At 73.0% G+C, this 17736-nt stretch carries 12 protein-coding genes; 8 read left to right on the forward strand and 4 right to left on the reverse strand.

Annotation, left to right across the window (positions count from 1 at the left end):
• The first annotated feature begins 108 nt into the window (after nt 1-108).
• Together ACZ7HT_RS29735 and ACZ7HT_RS29740 are read left to right on the forward strand one after the other, a co-directional pair.
• Nucleotides 109-2988 (forward strand): FAD/NAD(P)-binding protein, encoded by a 2880-nt coding sequence (locus ACZ7HT_RS29735; RefSeq protein WP_471171523.1) that lies wholly within the window; start codon nt 109-111, stop codon nt 2986-2988.
• Nucleotides 2985-4814, forward strand: a complete 1830-nt coding sequence (locus ACZ7HT_RS29740; RefSeq protein ID WP_471171525.1) for an acyl-CoA synthetase — start codon at nt 2985-2987, stop codon at nt 4812-4814. Before ACZ7HT_RS29735 ends, ACZ7HT_RS29740 begins: the two co-directional genes overlap by 4 nt.
• On the opposite strand, the gene ACZ7HT_RS29745 is transcribed toward ACZ7HT_RS29740, so the two are convergent.
• Nucleotides 4804-5382, reverse strand: a complete 579-nt coding sequence (locus ACZ7HT_RS29745; protein WP_471171527.1) for a TetR/AcrR family transcriptional regulator — start codon at nt 5380-5382, stop codon at nt 4804-4806. The genes ACZ7HT_RS29740 and ACZ7HT_RS29745 overlap by 11 nt on opposite strands.
• A 145-nt stretch (nt 5383-5527) precedes the next feature.
• On the opposite strand from ACZ7HT_RS29745, the gene ACZ7HT_RS29750 reads away from it, so the two are divergent.
• On the forward strand, nt 5528-6076 hold the full coding sequence (locus ACZ7HT_RS29750; RefSeq protein WP_246532783.1) for a carboxymuconolactone decarboxylase family protein: 549 nt from the start codon (nt 5528-5530) through the stop codon (nt 6074-6076).
• Between the two features lie 148 nt (nt 6077-6224).
• A complete protein-coding gene (locus ACZ7HT_RS29755; protein ID WP_471171530.1) occupies nt 6225-7271 on the forward strand; it encodes a LysR family transcriptional regulator in 1047 nt (348 codons plus the stop codon).
• A 10-nt stretch (nt 7272-7281) separates the two neighbouring features.
• Here ACZ7HT_RS29755 and ACZ7HT_RS29760 read toward each other — a convergent pair whose 3' ends face one another.
• Nucleotides 7282-8451, reverse strand: a complete 1170-nt coding sequence (locus tag ACZ7HT_RS29760) for an alkane 1-monooxygenase (protein WP_471171532.1) — start codon at nt 8449-8451, stop codon at nt 7282-7284.
• 114 nt (nt 8452-8565) lie between these two features.
• Between ACZ7HT_RS29760 and ACZ7HT_RS29765 the strand changes: the two genes are divergently transcribed.
• The 4 genes from ACZ7HT_RS29765 to ACZ7HT_RS29780 all read left to right on the forward strand — a co-directional run bounded on the left by ACZ7HT_RS29765 (nt 8566) and on the right by ACZ7HT_RS29780 (nt 11403).
• Nucleotides 8566-9159: a TetR/AcrR family transcriptional regulator gene (locus tag ACZ7HT_RS29765; RefSeq protein ID WP_471171535.1), complete on the forward strand. Its 594-nt coding sequence runs from the start codon at nt 8566-8568 to the stop codon at nt 9157-9159.
• A 182-nt stretch (nt 9160-9341) separates the two neighbouring features.
• On the forward strand, nt 9342-9548 hold the full coding sequence (locus ACZ7HT_RS29770; protein WP_471171537.1) for a cold shock domain-containing protein: 207 nt from the start codon (nt 9342-9344) through the stop codon (nt 9546-9548).
• 188 nt (nt 9549-9736) lie between these two features.
• A complete protein-coding gene (locus ACZ7HT_RS29775) occupies nt 9737-10984 on the forward strand; it encodes a serine hydrolase domain-containing protein (RefSeq protein ID WP_471171539.1) in 1248 nt (415 codons plus the stop codon).
• 32 nt (nt 10985-11016) lie between these two features.
• Nucleotides 11017-11403 (forward strand): VOC family protein, encoded by a 387-nt coding sequence (locus ACZ7HT_RS29780; RefSeq protein ID WP_471171540.1) that lies wholly within the window; start codon nt 11017-11019, stop codon nt 11401-11403.
• A gap of 19 nt (nt 11404-11422) precedes the next feature.
• Here ACZ7HT_RS29780 and ACZ7HT_RS29785 read toward each other — a convergent pair whose 3' ends face one another.
• The gene (locus ACZ7HT_RS29785) at nt 11423-15556 is read right to left on the reverse strand and encodes a molybdopterin-dependent oxidoreductase (RefSeq protein ID WP_471171542.1); all 4134 of its coding nucleotides are present in this window, start codon (nt 15554-15556) and stop codon (nt 11423-11425) included.
• Between the two features lie 108 nt (nt 15557-15664).
• Complete coding sequence (locus ACZ7HT_RS29790; protein ID WP_471171544.1) at nt 15665-17620, reverse strand: APC family permease; 1956 nt, start codon at nt 17618-17620, stop codon at nt 15665-15667.
• Between the last annotated feature and the right edge of the window lie 116 nt (nt 17621-17736).

Below are 17736 nucleotides of genomic sequence, written 5' to 3' on the forward strand. Positions count from 1 at the left end.
TCCGCCGCCTTCCACCCCGCAACCCACCGCCCGACCCCCCCCCCCCCCTTCCCCCCCCCCCCCCCCCCCCCCACCCCCGTCCAGGTCCGGCACGGCTCCGCAGACCCGATGGCCATCTTCCGCACCATGACCGCCGCCGGGCTCGCCGCCACCGAGGGCGGCCCCGTCTCGTACTGCCTGCCCTACGGCCGCACCCCGCTCGCCGAATCCGTCGCCGCCTGGCGCGACTCCGTCCAGTTCCTCACGGAGGAGAGCCGCGCGCACGGCCGCCGGGCCCACCTCGAATCCTTCGGCGGCTGCCTGCTCGGCCAGCTCTGCCCGCCCTCGCTGCTCGTCGCCGTCTCCGTCCTCGAATGCCTCTTCTTCGTGGCCAACGGCGCGACCAGCGTCTCCCTCAGCCACACCCAGCAGACCCACCCCGGCCAGGACGCGGGAGCCCTCACCGCGCTGCGGAGACTCGCCGACGAGTTCCTGCCGCCGGCCGTCGACCGGCACATCGTGCTCTACACCTACATGGGCGTGTACCCGAAGACCGTGCAGGGCGCCCGGCTGCTGCTGCGCCGCAGCGCCGAACTCGCCGTACGCGGCGGGGCGCAGCGCCTCATCGTGAAGACCGAGACCGAGGCGCACCGGATCCCCACCGTCCACGAGAACCTGACCGCCCTGCGGATCGCCGCCGAAGCGGCCCGCGGCGCCCACGGCACCCGCCTCGTCGGCGGGACCGACGCCGGGACCGACGCCGAGGACATCCACGCCGAGGCCCGCACCCTGGTCACCACCGTCCTCGCGCTCTCCGACGACCTCGGCACCGCCCTCCTGAAGGCCTTCGACCGCGGCCTGCTCGACGTGCCGTTCTGCCTGCACCCGGACAACCGGGGCGCCGTCCGGTCCACCGTCGCGCCCGACGGGCGCCTGCGGTGGACCGACCTGGGCGGGCTGCCGCTGCTCACCACCAGCAGGAGGACCGTTCCGATGACCTCACGACAGCTCTCCGGCATGCTCGGCCGCGTCGCCCGCGAGCACGACCGGCTGGGCGAGACCCATCCGACGCCCGACCCGGCGCCCCCGGCCACCCCGCCGCCGACGACCGCACCCCTGCGGGTCGCGTTCGCCGGCATGGGCCCGCGCGGCCTCTCCGTACTGGAACGGCTCGCCGCCCGCTGCGCCTCGGAGCGGCCCGCGCGGCCCGTGGAGGTGTTCGCCGTCGACCCGTACGAGGCGGGGGCCGGGCGGATCTGGCGTACGGACCAGTCGCCCTGGTTCCTGATGAACACCCCCGCCCAGGAGGTCACCATGTTCTCCGGGCCCGCCGACGACGGACCCCACCGGCCCGGCGCCGGACCCACGCTCGGGGCCTGGTGGGCGCAGGAGGACCCGGTGGCCGCCGAGCCCGACGGCTACGCGCCCCGCGCCGTCTACGGCCGCTACCTGACGTACGTCATGGCGCGCATCGAGGCCACCCTGCCGTCCTGGCTCACCGTCCACCGGGTCCCCGCCCGGGTGATCTGCGCGGACCGGACGCGCGAGGAGGACGGGCCGGACGCCGGAGCGCACCGGCTGCGGCTCGACACCGGCGACGTCCTCACCGTCGACCGGCTCGTCCTCGCCACCGGACACCCCCTGACCGAACTCGACCCGGAGCAGCGCGCCTGGCAGCGGTTCGCCCGCGAGCACAGCACCCCCGCGCGGCCCGTGCGGTACGTGGCCGGCGGCTCCGCGAGCGAGATGCCCCTCTGCCACATCGCGGCGGGCGCGACCGTGGGCGTCCTCGGCATGGGCCTCACCTTCTACGACGTCCTCACCGAGCTCACCCTCGGGCGCGGCGGCACGTTCACCGAGGGCGAGGACGGACTGCTCTACCTGCCGAGCGGCAAGGAGCCCCGGATCCTGGCCGGTTCACGCGGGGGAGTGCCGCTGCTCACCCGGGGCGCCAACCAGAAGGGGCCCGAACACCGCTACCGGGCCCGGCTCTTCACCCCCGAGCGGGTGGCCGGGCTCAAGGCGGCCGAGGCGCCGCTCGACTTCGAGCGGACCGTCCTGCCCTGGCTGCTCGCCGAGGTGAACCTGGTGCTCCTCGCCACCCGCATCCGCCGGTTCCACGGCACCGCGGCGGCCGAGGAGTTCACCGAGCGGGCCGTGGCCCTGCTCGCCGACCGCCCCGATCCCCGCCCGCGGCTCCTGGAGCCGCTCGCCGCCGGCTACGGCTACCGGGTCGACCCGCGGCCGCTCACCGGGCTCGACGCGCTCGCCCGCCCGTTCGCCGGCCGGCGCTTCGGCTCCACGGCCGAGTACCACAAGGTGCTCACCGAGTGGCTCCGCGCCGACCTGGCCGAGGCCCGCCGGGGCAACGCCGACGGCCCCCTCAAGGCGGCCGCCGACGTGCTGCGGGACGTCCGGCAGACGATCCGCTCCGCGGTCGACTTCGGCGGGCTCACCCCCGACTCGCACCGCTGGTTCCTCGCCGAGTTCGGCCCGGTCGCCGCGATGGTCTCGACGGGACCGCCGCAGCTGCGCTCGCGGCAGTTCCTCGCCCTGCTCGCCGCCGGGGTCCTCGAACCAGTCGGCCCCGGCGCCCGCTTCGAGGCCGACCCCGTCGAGGGCCGGTTCGCCGTGGAGTCCGCGCAGGTCGAGAACTCCTGGACCGCCCTGGACGTCCTCGTCGACGCCCGGGTGCCGGGCACCGACCTGGCGGCGGACCGGGACCCGCTGATCCGGGGCCTCATGGTCGACGGCGAGATCCGCACGTTCACCAACGCGGCGGAGGGAGCGGGGGAGTTCGCCACCGGCGGCCTCGACTGCACCGACGCGCCGTTCCACCCGGTCCGGGCGGACGGCTCGGTGGACCTCACCACGCACGTGCTCGGCATCCCCAGCGAGCACACCCGCTGGTTCACCCAGGTCGGCAGCGGCCGGCCGGGCCCCTGGGGCTCCTTCACCCGGGACGCCGACGCGATAGCTGAGGCCCTCCTGACGGGTGGCGTCTCATGAGCGCGAGCGCGGCCCGTACGCCCGGGGGTGTCCAGGGTGCCGTCCGTACCCCCGCCCACGAGGAGTACCGGGCCGCCCGCGACCTGCTGCTCCGGCTGCGCGGCGACCGGGAGGCGGCCTGCGCCGCCTTCCGGTGGCCGCGGGCCGAGCACTTCAACTGGGCCCTCGACTGGTTCGACGTGATCGCCGAGGGCAACGACCGGCCGGCCCTCGAACTCCTCGGCCACCCGGACCCGGACGGCTCCGTCCCCGTCGTCGACCGGGTCTCCTTCGCCGAACTCTCCGCACGCTCCGGCGCGTTGGCGACCGCCCTGCGCGAGCTCGGGGTCGCCCGGGGCGACCGCGTCCTCGTCCTGCTCGGTACGCGGACCGAACTCTGGGAGACCCTGCTGGGCTGCGTCAAGCTCGGCGCGGTCGTCGTCCCCGCCTACCAGGACCTCACCCGCGACGAGGCCGCCGACCGGATCACCCGCGGCCGGATCCGGCACGTGATCTGCGCCCCCGAACTCGTGCCGATGCTCGACGAGTTACCGGTGCCGGGGCTCCGGACGGCGCCCGGCGCCGACGGGGCCGGTTCGGGTTCGGGGACGTTGCCCGGCGCCGACCGGCCCGGCTGGTCCCCGTACCCCGACACGCGAAGCCCCGGCCGCCCGCCCTTCGTCCCCGACGGGCCCACCCGCGCCGCCGACCCCTCCTTCTGCTACTTCACCTCCGGGACGACCTCCCTGCCGAAGCTCGTCGAGCACAGTCACGCCGGGTACGGCGTCGGGCACCTCTCCAGCCTGTACTGGAGCGGGCTGCGCCCCGGCGACCGGCACCTCAACCTCTCCGCGCCCGGCTGGGCCAAGCACTCCTGGTCCAGCCTCTTCGTGCCCTGGGCGGCCGAGGCGACCGTCCTCGCACCCCCCGACGGCGGCCTCCCGGCGGCCGTCCTGCCCCGGGTCCTCGCGGCGCACGGCGTCACCAGCTTCTGCGCGCCGCCCAGCGCCTGGCGGGCGATGCTCCCGCACGCCGGCGGGGGAGCGGAAGCCCCGCGGCTGCGCGAGGCGACGGCCGCCGGGGAACCCCTGACCGCCGAGACCGCGGACCGCGTCGAGGCCGCCTGGGGCGTGCGGGTGCGCGACGGGTACGGCCAGACCGAGGCCACCGCCCTCATCGGCCGCGCCCCCGGCGGCCCCGCCCCGCTCGCCCCGCTGGGGCACCCGCTGCCCGGCTACCGCATCGTGCTGCGGGACCCGGAGACGGGCGAGCCGGGCGAGGCGGGGGAGGTGTGCGTGGACCTGACCGACCGCCCGCCCGGCCTCATGCGGGGCTACGCCGACCTGCCCGCACGCACGGCGGAGGCCTTCGCCGGCGGGCTGTACGGCACGGGCGACCGGGGCGAGCGGTGCGCGGACGGCTCCATCCGGCTGCTCGGCCGGATGGACGAGGTCTTCAAGTCCCATGGCCACCGGGTCTCCCCGCCGGAGATCGAGGCGGTCCTGCGCACCCACCCGGAGGTCGCCGACGCGGCGGTGATCCCCTGCCCGGACCCGGACGGCGGCCTGGCACCGTACGCCGTGGTGGAACTCCACGACGATGTACGGGCCGGAGAAGGCCCACTCCGCCGGGACCTGCTGGTCGAGGAGCATGCCGACGAACCCGTCGAACCGCCCGCCGCCCGGCACCGGCGGGTCGGAGCCGAACTCCTCGCCCTCGCCGCCGGGCGGCTCGCGCCCGTCTTCGTCCCGCGGGGCGTCGACGTCGTCCCCCGCCTGCCCCGCACCCGCTCCGGCAAGGTGCGCCGCGGCGAGCTCGGTCCGGGGTCCGGGCCCGTCAGTGTCTGACCGGCTCCCGGTCCGCCGCGCGCAGCAGGACCTCCGCCACGCCCCTGGCGCGTACCGCCGCCTCGGGGGTGCCCTCGCGTACGGCGGTGACGATGGCGCCGTCGCCGAGCAGGGCCAGCTGCCGGGCCAGGCCCTCGTGGTCGCGGTAGCCGGCCTCGGTGAGGAGCCGGTCGAGGACGTCGACGACCTTCTCCTTGTGCGCGGCGGCCACGTGGTGCGCGGGGCTGTCGGGGTCGGCGGTCTCGACCATCGTGTTGATGAAGGCGCAGCCGCGGAAGTCGGTCGCGGAGAACCGCTCCGCGAGCCCGTCGAAGAGCGCCAGCGGCAGTTCCCCGGGGGAGCGCCCGCTGGCCGTGATCCGGCCGTCGAGCCAGCTGCGCCAGAGGGTGTCGCGGCGCCGCAGGACCTCGACGACGACGTCGTCCTTGCTGGGGAAGTGGCGGTAGAAGGAGGCGCGGCCGACTCCGGACTCGGACAGGATCCGTTCGATCCCGACGGCCCGGATGCCCTCTTCGTAGAACAGCCGCTCCGCCGCGCTGAGGAGCCGCTCTTTCGCGTTCGTGGCCATACGAGACGGTACCACTCGGTTCCGTATCAGGGATTCCGATGCGAAGGGGCGGAGCGGAGCCTTCCCGTTGCGCCGGACGGAACCGATCGGTACCGTCCTGATGGTACCGATCAGTTCCGTCTTGTTCACGCCCGAGGAGAGCACGATGCCCCGTCTGCCCCAGCTGACCGTCGAGACCGCCAACGAGGAGCAGCGCGAGCTGCTCGAAGGCACCCTCAAGCAGCTCGGCAAGCTGCCCAACCTGTACGCCTCCCTCGCCAACGGGCCCGCCGCGCTCCGCGGATACCTCGCCATGCGCGAAGCCCTCGTCGGCGGCAGCTTCAGCGCCCGGCAGCGTGAGCAGCTCGCGCTCTACATCGCGCAGCGCAACGACTGCACGTACTGCGTCTCCGCGCACACCCTGCGTGGCGGCAAGGTCGGCCTGAGCGAGCAGCAGCTCCTCGACACCCGCCGCGGCGGCGACGCCGGAGACCCGCACATGGACCAGGTCCTCCGGTTCACCGGTGCCGTCATGGAGACCGGCGGCCGCGTCACCGACGAGGCCCTCGCCGACGCCCGCGCCGCCGGCGTGACCGACGCCGAGATCGCGGAGGTCGTCGGCCACGTCGCGCTCAACGTGCTGTCGAACTTCTTCAACCACGTCGCGCAGCCGGACCTGGACTTTCCGTTGGTCCCGGCCCAGCTCGCCGAGTAGAGTCCTTGCGGCCGAGCAGGGGTGCCGGGCGCGAGGACGCGACCGGCACCCCTGCGGCTTGTGCGGCCGACCGGGGCGATCGAAACGGGTGGACGACCAACCACCCCGTGCGAGGACACTGCCGCCCGCGCGGCAGGGGGGGATTCACGTGGACATCGACGCAAGAACCCTGCGGACCTTCAGAGAGGTGACGCTCACCGGCTCGTTCACCCAGGCGGCGCGCCGCCTCGGGTACTCGCAGTCCAGCGTCACGGCACAGATGCGTGCCCTGGAGCGGCAGGTGGGCGAACCCGTCTTCGAGCGGCTCCCCAGCGGCGTCCGGCTCACCCACGCCGGATCGGTCCTGCGTGACTACGCCCGCCAGATCCTCACCCTCGTCGGCGAGATGGAGACCGCCCTGCGCCGGCCGGCGGCCAACCCGCCGCGCCTCACCATCAGCATCGTCCCCGCCCTCGCGTACGGACAGCAGCTCGCCCGGGTCACCCACGTCGGGCGGCGGCTGCTCTCCGGCGTCCAGCTCGCCCTGCGCGTCATGGGGACGGCAGAGGTCCACGACGCCTTCCGGGCCGGCACGATCGACGGCGCGCTCGTCCTCACCGTCCTCGACGCCGACGATCCGGCCGAGCTCTTCGCCGACCAGTCGTTCGGCGACCGCTCCGACGAGCTCACCGAGATCCGGCTCCAGGAGGTGGAGTTCCGCCCCGTCACCGGCGCCGGCCGGCGCCCCGGCGGCCCCCGGCAGGTCGCCGTCGCCGACCCCGACTGCCCTTCCCAGCGCTGGCTCCCCGAGTTCCTCCGGCTCCGCTGCGACAGCCCGCCGGAGATCCACGAGCTCGGCTCCATGGCGGGCGTCCGCGCCGCCGCCCAGTCGGGCCTCGGCTGCGCGATGCTCCCCTCGGCGCTCGCCGCCGACCACGAGGAGGCCGGCGGCCTGCGCCCCCTCCCCGGCGTGCCCCGGATGCGCTGGAACGCCTCCCTGATCCTCGGCCGCCACGACACCCGGCCCGCCGTCGACCGGCAGAACCTGACGGAGACCCTCCGTCAGGCCGTCGCCCTCGGCGGCGACGGCCTGAGGGACGACGTCCTCCCCGGCGACGTCCTTCCCGGAGAGGTCCTCGGCGGCGACGGCCTCGACGACGACCTCCTCGGGGGCGGGAGCGCCGGCCTCGACGCCGACCCGACGGTCGCCTCCTGAGCCGACGCGGTCAGGAGGCCGTCCCGTACCGGGCGAGCAGCCGGGCCCGGCGGGACGGCTGGAGGTTCGCGCGGGTCACGTCGCCGTCGTAGTGGGCGACGACCCGGTGGTCCATGACCCGGCGCCAGAGTGGGGGGACGTACGCGAGGACGATCATCCCCGCGTACCCCGTCGGCATCTCGGGGGCCTCGTCGAAGTGGCGCAGCGACTGGTAGCGCCGGGTGGGGTTGGCGTGGTGGTCGCTGTGCCGCTGGAGGTGGTACAGGAAGACGTTCGAGGCGACGTTGTCGCTGTTCCAGCTGTGGCGCGGGGCGCAGCGCTCGTACCGCCCGCTCGCCGTCAGCTCCCGCTTGAGGCCGTAGTGCTCGGTGTAGTTGATGACTTCGAGCAGGCAGAAGCCGAAGACCGCCTGGATCGCGAGGTACGGCAGGACCCCGGGACCGAAGGCGAGCGTGAGTCCCGTGAAGAGCGCGAACGACAGCGCCCAGGAGCCGAGCACCCTGTTGCGCGGGCTCCACACGGACCGGCCGCGGCGGGTGAGCCGGCGCTTCTCCAGGTGCCAGGCGGAGGTGAGGCTGCCGAGGACGGTGCGGGGCAGGAAGCGCCAGAAGCTCTCGCCGAGCCGTGCGCTCGCCGGGTCCTCCGGGGTGGCGACGCGGATGTGGTGGCCGTGGTTGTGCTCGACGTAGAAGTGGCCGTACCAGGTCTGGGCGAGCGCGATCCGGGAGAGCCGGCGCTCCAGGGCCTCCGTCTTGTGGCCCAGCTCGTGGGCGGTGTTGATGGCGATGCCCGCGACCCCGCCGAGGGTGAAGGCCAGCCCGGTCCGGTCGACGACGGCGAGGTCGCCCCGGGTGATCAGCCAGCAGCCGAGGACGAGGCCGGCGTACTGGACGGGGAGGTAGAGATAGGTGCACCACCGGTAGTAGCGGTCCTGCTCCAGGTGGGCGATCGCGCTGTCCGGGGGGTTGGCGGAGTCCTTGCCGATGAGGTGGTCGACGACGGGGAAGATCACGTACAGGACGAGGACCCCGGTCCACCAGAACAGGCGGAGTCCCGTGGCGGCCACCAGTCCCCAGGAGAGGAAGGGGAAGGCCGGGATGAGCAGGCCGAACAGCCAGAGCAGGCGCTTGGGGTCGCGCCACGCGGCGGGGGCTTCGGGGGAGTCGCTGTGCAGGGCCAAGGCCGGCTCCTCAGAGTGTTGGACACTTCACATGCCTTCTGTCCAGTTCATAGACGGACTGACCATGGAGCGTCAATGCTCTGGACAGTGTCCGGTGGATAAAGTGGGGGCACGATGACACGTTTCCGCGAGAGTGTTCGGTCCCTCCTGCGCGAGCAGGTGCTCGACGCCGCCTACCGGCTCGTCGCCGCCGACGGCTGGGGCGGGCTGCGCATGGCCGGCATCGCGCGGGCCGCGGGCATCAGCCGTCAGACGCTCTACAACGAGTTCGGCTCCAAGGAGGCCGTCGGCCAGGCCCTGATCCAGCGCGAGCTGGAGGGCTTCCTGGTCGGCATCCAGCGCGAACTCGACGAACACCGGGGCGCGTTGGAGGCGGCGGCCGCGGCCGGCGTCGGCTACACGCTCCAGCAGGCCGTGGACAACCCCCTCATCAAGAGCGTCCTGCTCGCGGCGCGCGGCGGCGAGGACGATCTGCTCGCCTACCTCACGACCCGCCCGGAACCGGTCTTCGGCACGGCGATGGCGATGCTCGACGCGTACGCGATCGACGCCTGGCCCGACGTCGACGAGGAGTCCCGTGGACTCGCCGTCGAGACGATCGTGCGGCTCACCGTCAGCCACATCGTCCAGCCGGTGGCCCCGCCGCAGGAGTCGGCGCGGCGCATCGCCCGGATCACGGCCCGGATCGCCTACCCGGGCGGCGTCTGAGGCGCGTGCCTCAGGGTGTCGGGAATGGGGCGAGGCCTGCTGGCGGACACGGGGGATCTCCGACAGCAGGCCTCTGTTGAACATTGTACGAGATCGTCGGAGGTGATCCGTACACCCGGTGGCGGAGGCCCGCCGGACGGGGTACATCTCCCCTGAGACCCGGACACGACGAGGAGGTCGCAGTGGAAGGCAGAAGCAAGGGGTTCGTGCAGTCGTTCAACCGTCTCGGCAGGTACGGCTTCGTCGTCCCCGTGGGCTCCGAGGAACAGGTGTACTTCAGCGCCGACGACATCGAGAGCGCCGAGCGGACGGTCTCCGAAGGGCAGCAGATCTCCTTCGTCCTCGTCCTCGGCGACGGCCGCTTCGAGGCGAAGGAGATCCGCGTCTGACACCGGCCGGACCCCGGCGTACGGAGACCGGCCGGCGGACCGTCCGTCCGGGGCCACGCCCGGGCCGTGCGGCGGACACGGTGTCCGGACGGCGACCGTGTGCCGGCCCTGCCCCACATGGATGCCTCTCGTCCCGGCTGTGGAGTGTTCGACCGTATCCCCACCTCGCTCCCGACATAGTGCGGAACATGAGACACACCCCCACCCGGAGCCGGTCCCGCAGGGCCCTCCTCTGCGCCGCGCTCCTCGCCCTCGCCGTCCAGACCGCCGCCGCCCCGGCACTCGCCTCGCGCCCCGGGAGCCCCGGCGGTCCCGGCGGACACGTCGGGAGCGACTGCGTGCGGACCGAGCGGCCCCTCGACGGCACAGCCCGCCGGATCCTGGACATCACCCGCAAGGCCAAGAGCGATCTCACGCTCAAGTCCGTCGAGCTGCGGGTCACCGTCGAGGGACGCGAGGTCGTCACCGACGCCCTCGGCGAGTCCATGACCGGCGTCCCCGCCGAGCCGGACATGCACTTCCGGGCCGGCTCCGTGGCCTTCTCCCACATCGCCACGGCCCTCCTCCAGCTCGTCGAGGAGGGCAGGGTCGGCCTCGACGACACCGTGGAGCGGTGGCTGCCCGACCTGCCCAAGGCGGACAGGATCACGCTGAGGATGCTGGCCTCCAACACCACCGGCCTCCACGACTACGTCACCGACCCGGCCTTCCTCGCCGAGCTGGAGGCGCACCCCTTCCGCCAGTGGACCCCGGCCCAGCTCGTCGCCTACCCCCTCAAGCACTCCTTCTGGTACGAGCCGGGCACCAGCTGGAGCTACTCCCACGCCAACTACGTCCTTCTCGTCGCCGCACTGGAGAAGATCACCGGCACCCGGATCGACCGGCTGGTGAAGGAGCGGGTCACCGGCCCCCTCCGCATGCGCGACACCCGGAACAACTTCACCCCCGACATTCCGAGCCCGGTCCTGCACGCGTTCACCTCGGAACGCGGCTTCTACGAGGAGTCCACGTTCTGGAACCCGTCGTGGACCACCGCGCCGGGCGCCGTCATCACCACCCACATCTGCGACCTCGCGACGTCCGCGCGGGCCATCGGCAGCGGCGAACTCCTCTCGTACCGCTCGTACCGCACGCTCCTTAACCCGGGGACGGTCGGCCTCGGCGGCGGGACCGCCAGGTGCCCCGCCACGATCTGCCTGAAGCAGACCGAGGCCAAGCACTTCGGCCTCGGCGTCATCGTCGTCAACGGGTGGGTGCTGCAGAACCCGTCGTTCTCCGGGTACGCGGCGATCCAGGCCTACCTCCCGTCCAAGGGGCTCGCCATCGCGGTCTCCGCGACGAAGACCCCGACCACCCCCGAGGGCAACATGGCCGAGGTGGTCGCCGAGCGCATCGCGGCCGCGCTCGCCCCGAACGACCCGCTCGCGATCACCTGACCCGTACCGTCCACATCACAGGAGGAATCGCCATGAGGATCCACGTCACCAGTGTCTTCGTCGACGACCAGGACAAGGCCCTCGACTTCTACACCGAGAAGCTGGGCTTCGTGAAGAAGACGGAGGTCCCGCTCGGCGACTACCGCTGGCTGACCGTCGTCTCCCCGGAGGCCCCCGACGGCACCGAACTGCTCCTGGAGCCCGACGCGCACCCGGCGGCGAAGACGTACGCGAAGGCCCTGCTCGACGACGGCATCCCGGTCACCTCCTTCGCCGTCGACGACGTCCGCGCGGAGTACGAGCGGCTGAGCGCCCTCGGGGTCCGCTTCACCCAGGAGCCGACGGAGGCGGGCCCGGTCACCATCGCGGTCCTCGACGACACCTGCGGCAACCTCATCCAGATCGTCCAGCTCTCCTGACCGGACCCGACGGCAGACGTCAGTACACGTCCCGGACGTAGCGCTTGTCCGCCGCGAGCCGTCGGACACAGGCGGCGGCCTCGTCGTCGTCCATGCCCCCGTGGGCGGCGACGACCTCCCTCAGCGCCCGGTCGACGTCCTTGGCCATGCGCTCCGCGTCGCCGCACACGTAGAAGTGGGCGCCGTCCCGGAGCCACTGCCACAGCCGGGCGCCGTTCTCCCGCATCCGGTCCTGGACGTACACCTTGTTCCGCTGGTCCCGCGAGAAGGCCAGGTCGAGACGGTCGAGGTGGCCCGACTCCAGGTACGCCTCGAGCTCCCGCCGGTGGTAGAAGTCCGTGGCCTCCCGCTGCTCGCCGAAGAACAGCCAGTTGGGGGCGGTGTGGCCGCGGGCGAGACGGTCCTGGAGGAAGCCGACGAACGGGGCCACGCCCGTGCCGGGACCGACCATGATCATGGGCGTCGACGGATCGGCGGGCGGCCGGAATCCGGGCGAGCGCCGCACGAAGACCTGCACCGGGCCGTCGTCGGCGCAGTCCGCCAGATACGTCGAGCACACGCCCCTGCGGTCCCGGCCGAGGTCGTTCGTGTAGCGGACCACGGACACGGTGAGCCGCACCTCGCCGGGGTGCGCGAGCGGGCTGGAGGAGATCGAGTACAGCCGGGGCCGCAGGCGCCCGAGCGCGGCCGCCCACTCCGCGGCCGAGGCCCGGACGGGGAACGCGGCGACGACGTCGGCGGCCTGCCGGCCCCAACTCCACTTCGCCAGCGCCTCCTTGTTGTCCGGGCGGAGGAGCCGCTTCAGTTCGTGGCTGCCGGTGTGCGCCGCCAGGAACCTCAGCAGCTCGGAGCTGATGCGGGAGATGTCGAGGCGGGTGCGCAGCGCCTCCTCGAAGGGCAGCGGAGTGCCGTCCCCGAGGTCCACGGGCCCGGCGGGGTCGAGGCCGGTGAGGGCCAGCCATTCGGCGACGAGCCCGGCACCGTTGACCGGCCACACGCCGAGCGCGTCACCGGCCTCGTAGGCGAGCTCACCGTCGCGGGTGTCGAAGGCGAACTCCCGTACCTCCTTCTGTGAACCGGGCAGGCTCAGCAGCCTGTTGCCGATGAGGAGGGTGGCGAAGGGGGAGGACTTGGTGGCCGTGGTGGCCGTGGTGGCGGACGCGGCCGGACGCTCCCCTGCGGCGCTCAGGGCCGTGACCACCTGCCCGAGCCACCTCTCCGCCGCCTCCTCGAAGTCGGGTTCGCAGTCCGTACGGGGGACCAGGCGGGTCCCGCCGAGCGCGGCGAGCCGTTCGTCGACGCGCCGGCCGTGCCCGCAGAAATCGTCGTACGCGGTGTCGCCGAAGGCGAGCACGGCGTACCGGACGCCCTCCAGGGGCGCGGCGTCGGGCGCGGACAGCGCCTCCCAGAACCCGGCGCCGTTGTCGGGGGCGTCCCCGTCGCCGAACGTGCTGGTGACGACGAGCAGATCGGTGCCGGGGCCGAGCCGGGCCGGGGCGAGGTCCGTCATGGGCAGCAGCTCGGGGAGCCGGCCGACCGCCGTCAGGCGCGCGGCGGCGGTGGCGGCGAACTCCTCGGCGGTACCGGTCTGCGAGGCCCAGAGGATCAGCAGGCGGCGGGCGGGGGACTCCGGTTCTCCAGGGGCCGCCAGGGGTGCGCTCGTACGGGAGAACATGCCGGCGAGCACGCCGTTGACCCAGGAGGCGGGCTCCGGGGCGAACGGCGCGTCGGGCGGCAGCACGGGCACGCGCCCGTCGGCCGGGGCGAGGGCGAGCCCCGAGAGGAAACCGGCGAGGTAGCGGCGCTCCGGTCCGGCGAGGGGTACGGGGGTGAGGTCGTCGATCCCGAACGCCGCGGCGAGCGCGGGGACGGGGTCCGCGAGCGCGAGGACGGGCTTCGCGGCCTCGGGGACAGGGTCAGCGGCCTCGGGGACGGGGTCCGCGACCTCGGGCGCGGCCGTCGTCGTGGGCGCGGTCGTCCTGGTCAGGGTGACGGCGCAGGCCTTGAACCCGGGCTGGAAGGAGACGGGGTCGACGGCGTCGTGGGTGACGGCGTTGATGCTGACGTACTCGCCGAACAGGTCGTTCCAGTGGAACGGCGCGAAGCACGTCCCCGGCAGGACCCGGTCGGTGACCACGGCGGGCAGGACGGCGCGCCCGCGACGGGAGGCGATCTCCACGTGGTCGCCCTCCGCGATCCCGAGGCCCTCGGCGTCCCCGGGGTGGATCTCGACGAACGGGCCCGGGTGCAGCCTGGCCAGCTTCGGGACCTTGCCGGTCCTCGTCATGGTGTGCCACTGGTGCGGAAGCCGCCCCGTGTTGAGGACGAACGGGTAGTCGTCGTCCGGCAGTTCGGCGGCCGGCAGGTGCGGGCGGGCGAAGAAGCGGGCGCGTCCGCTCGGGGTCGGGAAGGCCAGGAGCGGACGGGTGCCGTCGGCGCGCTCCAGGAGGGTCTGGCTGACGCCGTCGTTGAGGTACCGGACCGGGTTGCGGTCCGGCCCTCCGGCCGCCGGGGCCGGCCACTGGACCGGTGCGGCGCGCAGCCGTTCGTACGAGACACCCCGCAGGTCCCAGCCGGTCGCCGGGTTCCACGCCTGCTTGAGCTCCTCGAAGACCTCCTCGGCCGAGGAGTACGCGAAGGCCTCGGCGAACCCCATGGCGCGGGCGACCCGGGCGATCAGCTCCCAGTCGGGCAGCGCCTGCCCCGGCGGGTCGACGACCCCCTGGACGAGGGTGAGGTTCCGCTCGGAGTTGACCAGGACGCCGTCGGACTCCGCCCACAACGTCGCCGGGAGGACGACATCGGCGTACGCGTTCGTCTCCGTCTCGGCGAACACGTCCTGCGCGACGACGAGTTCGGCGGCCTCCAGGCCGGCGATCACGGTCTTCCGGTTGGCGACGGAGGCGACCGGGTTGGTGCAGATGATCCAGCAGGCCTTGATGTCGCCCGCGGCCATCCGTTCGAACATCTCGATCGTGCCGCTTCCCGCCTCGGTGCGCAGCGAGCCCTCCGGTATGTCCCACAGCCGCTCCACGAACGCCCGCTCCTGCTCGACGAGGACCGACCGCTGCCCGGGCAGACCCGGCCCCATGTAGCCCATCTCGCGGCCGCCCATGGCGTTCGGCTGGCCGGTCAGGGAGAAGGGGCCCGCCCCGGGGCGGCAGATCGCGCCGGTGGCGAGGTGCAGGTTCACCAGGGCGTTGGTGTTCCAGGTGCCGTGCGTGGACTGGTTCAGGCCCATGGTCCAGCAGCTCGTCCAGGCACCGGCCTCGCCGATCCACCGGGCGGCCTCCCGGATGTCGTCCTCGGCGAGCCCGGTGATCTCCGCGACCCGGTGCGGCGGATGGTCGGCGAGGAGGCCGGGCAGCTGCTCCCAGCCCTCGGTGAACTCGGCGATGAACTCCTCGTCGGTGTGACCGTTCTCGACGAGCAGGTGCAGCAGGCCGTTGAGGAGGGCCAGGTCGGTGCCGGGCCTGAGCGGCAGATGGAGGTCCGCCTTGTCGGCGGTGGCGCTGCGGCGCGGATCGACGACGATCAGCCTGGCGCCGGCCTTGACCCGCTCCATCATCCGCAGGAACAGGATCGGGTGGCAGTCCGCCATGTTGGAACCGATCACGAGGAACACGTCCGCGTGGTCGAAGTCCTGGTACGAGCCGGGCGGGCCGTCCGCGCCCAGCGACAGCTTGTAGCCGGACCCGGCGGAGGCCATGCAGAGCCGGGAGTTCGACTCGATCCTGCTGGTGCGGACGAAGCCCTTGGCCAGCTTGTTCGCCAGGTACTGCGCCTCCAGGGACATCTGCCCCGACACGTAGAAGGCCAGCGCGTCGGGACCGTGCTCGTCCACGACCCGCTTCAGCCGGGCGGCGACCGACGCGATCGCCTCGTCCACGTCCGTCTCGACCGGCTGCGCGCCCCGCTCGGGCCGTACGAGCGCCTTCTCGGCCCGCCCGGGCGCGGCCAGCATGTCCGCGCTCGTCGCCCCCTTGGTGCACAGGCGCCCCGCGTTGGCGGGGTGTGCCCGGTCCCCGCTCGCCTTCACCGCGAGGCGGCGGCCGGTGGCGGGGTCACGGCGTACGTCCAGGACGATCCCGCAGCCGACCCCGCAGTAGGAGCAGACGGTGCGGACGCCGCCGTCGTTCGAGCCAGATGCCATGCCCAGCACCGTAGGAAGATCGAATTTCGGTCCGTCACACCTCAGGGGCACCCGGGGTTACACCCGCCGCACGCGCAGGACCGGCCGGGTGTGAGATCGCGGGGCGGTTCAGCCGACGTGGACGCGGGGGCGGAGGGCCCTGTCGGGCTCGGCCTCGCGCAGCACCTCACGGGTGGTGGGGGCGACCTCGCCGCGGCCGAGGAGGAAGAAGCGGAAGAAGTTGGCGAAGGGGTTGCCCTCGGTCCACTCGAAGTAGATGTGGGGGCGGACGCCGGTGAGGTCGCGGGCGTGGAGGAGGAGGGCGGCCAGCGCGTTGGGGACGGAGGACGACTCGAGCGTGAGGACGCGGTAGCGCTCGTGCAGGACCTCGCCGTGCACGGTCAGGCCCGCCTCGAACTCGGAGGGGTCGGTGACGGTCACCTCGATGAAGACGAAGTCCTCGGTGGTCGGCAGATCGTTGTCGGCGCGGATCTGCTCGATCTTGTCGCGGTACTCGGCGATGTCCCGCTGGTCGGGTTCGTTGGCGATGAAGCGGGGGGTGCGGCGGGAGATGTCCTGGACGAAGCGTTCGGCCATGGTGTCGAGCTCGATGTGGGTGACGCGGAGTTCGAAGGCGCGGCCGAGGCGGGAGAGGAGCGAGATGAGGATGATGCCGGCGATGAAGCAGGCACCGATCTTGACGCCGTCGGGGCGTTCGATGACGTTGACGACGGTCGTGTAGAGGAAGACGGCGGAGATGACGGCGAAGCCGATGCTCCAGCCCTTCTGGCGGACCTTGCGGGCGGCGATGGTCACGGCGATGGCGGCCGAGGAGATCAGGACGAGGACACCCGTCGCGTACGCGCCGCCCTGGGCGTCGACGCTGGCGTCGAAGATCCAGGTCACGAGGAAGGCGACGAGGGTGAAGACGATCACCATGGGGCGCACCGCGCGGGCCCAGTGCGGGGCCATGCCGTACTTCGGCAGATAGCGCGGCATCAGGTTGAGCAGTCCGGCCATGGCCGAGGCGCCGGCGAACCAGAGGATGGCGATCGTCGAGACGTCGTAGACGGTGCCGAAGGTGTTGCCCAGGTACTCGTGGGCGAGGTAGGCGAGGGCGCGGCCGTTGGCGCTGCCGCCGGGCTCGAACTCCTTCTCCGGGATCAGGACGGTCGTGATGAAGCTGGTGCAGATCAGGAAGACGCTCATGATCAGCGCGGCCGTGGTCAGCAGCTTCCTGGTGTCCCGGATACGGCCGGTGGGCTTTTCCTCGGTGTCGTCCGGATCGCCCTGGACGTGCGGCATGACGGCGACGCCGGTCTCGAAGCCGGAGAGACCCAGCGCGAGCTTCGGGAAGACGAGCAGGGCGACGCCGACCACGGCGAAGACGTTTCCGTGTTCGGCGGTGAGGGCGGTCGTCCAGTCGGTGACGACATGGCCCTCGGTGAGGACGTGCCACAGCCCGTCGACCACGACGACCGCGTTCAGGGAGAGGTAGATCCCGACGAGGACGACGGCGACGCCGATGGCTTCCAGGAAGCCCTTGAGGAACACCGCGCCGAGTAGGGCGATCAGCGCGAGCGTGATGATCATCTGCTTGTTGTGCAGGGCCTCTTCGAGGTGGGGGTTCTCGACGAGGTGGGTGGAGGCGTCGGCGGCCGACAGGGTGATGGTGATGAGGAAGTCGGTCGCCGCGAAGCCGAGGAGGGTGAGGACGAAGAGCTTGCCCTTCCAGAAGGACAGCAGCCGCGAGAGCATCGCGATCGAGCCCTCGCCGTGCGGGCTCTCCTCCGCCACCCGCCGGTAGACCGGCAGCGCGCCGGCCAGCGTCACGATCACCAGGACGATGGTCGCGACGGGGGAGACGAGCCCGGCGGCGAGGGCCGCGATGCCGGGCTGGTAGCCGAGGGTCGAGAAGTAGTCGACGCCGGTCAGGCACATCACCCGCCACCAGCGCTGGCCCTTGTGCCCGGCGTCCGGCTCCGGTTCGGCGGGCCGGGAGGGCTTGCCCTTCCCCATGTCGGAGAGCCCCTCCAGCATCCAGGCGCGCAAGCGTCCCGAGCGGGCGTCCTTCGTGGCGGCCATCGGATGTCCCTGAGGTGTGGGCGGGTGTCGACGCGGCGGCCGACCCGGCTGTCGGCTTCCGGCCGCGCAAGCCTGAACAGCACCTATGCCCCGTATCCGGGGTCACGCCTCAGGGA

It is taken from the genome of Streptomyces sp. NPDC037410 (assembly GCF_055602235.1).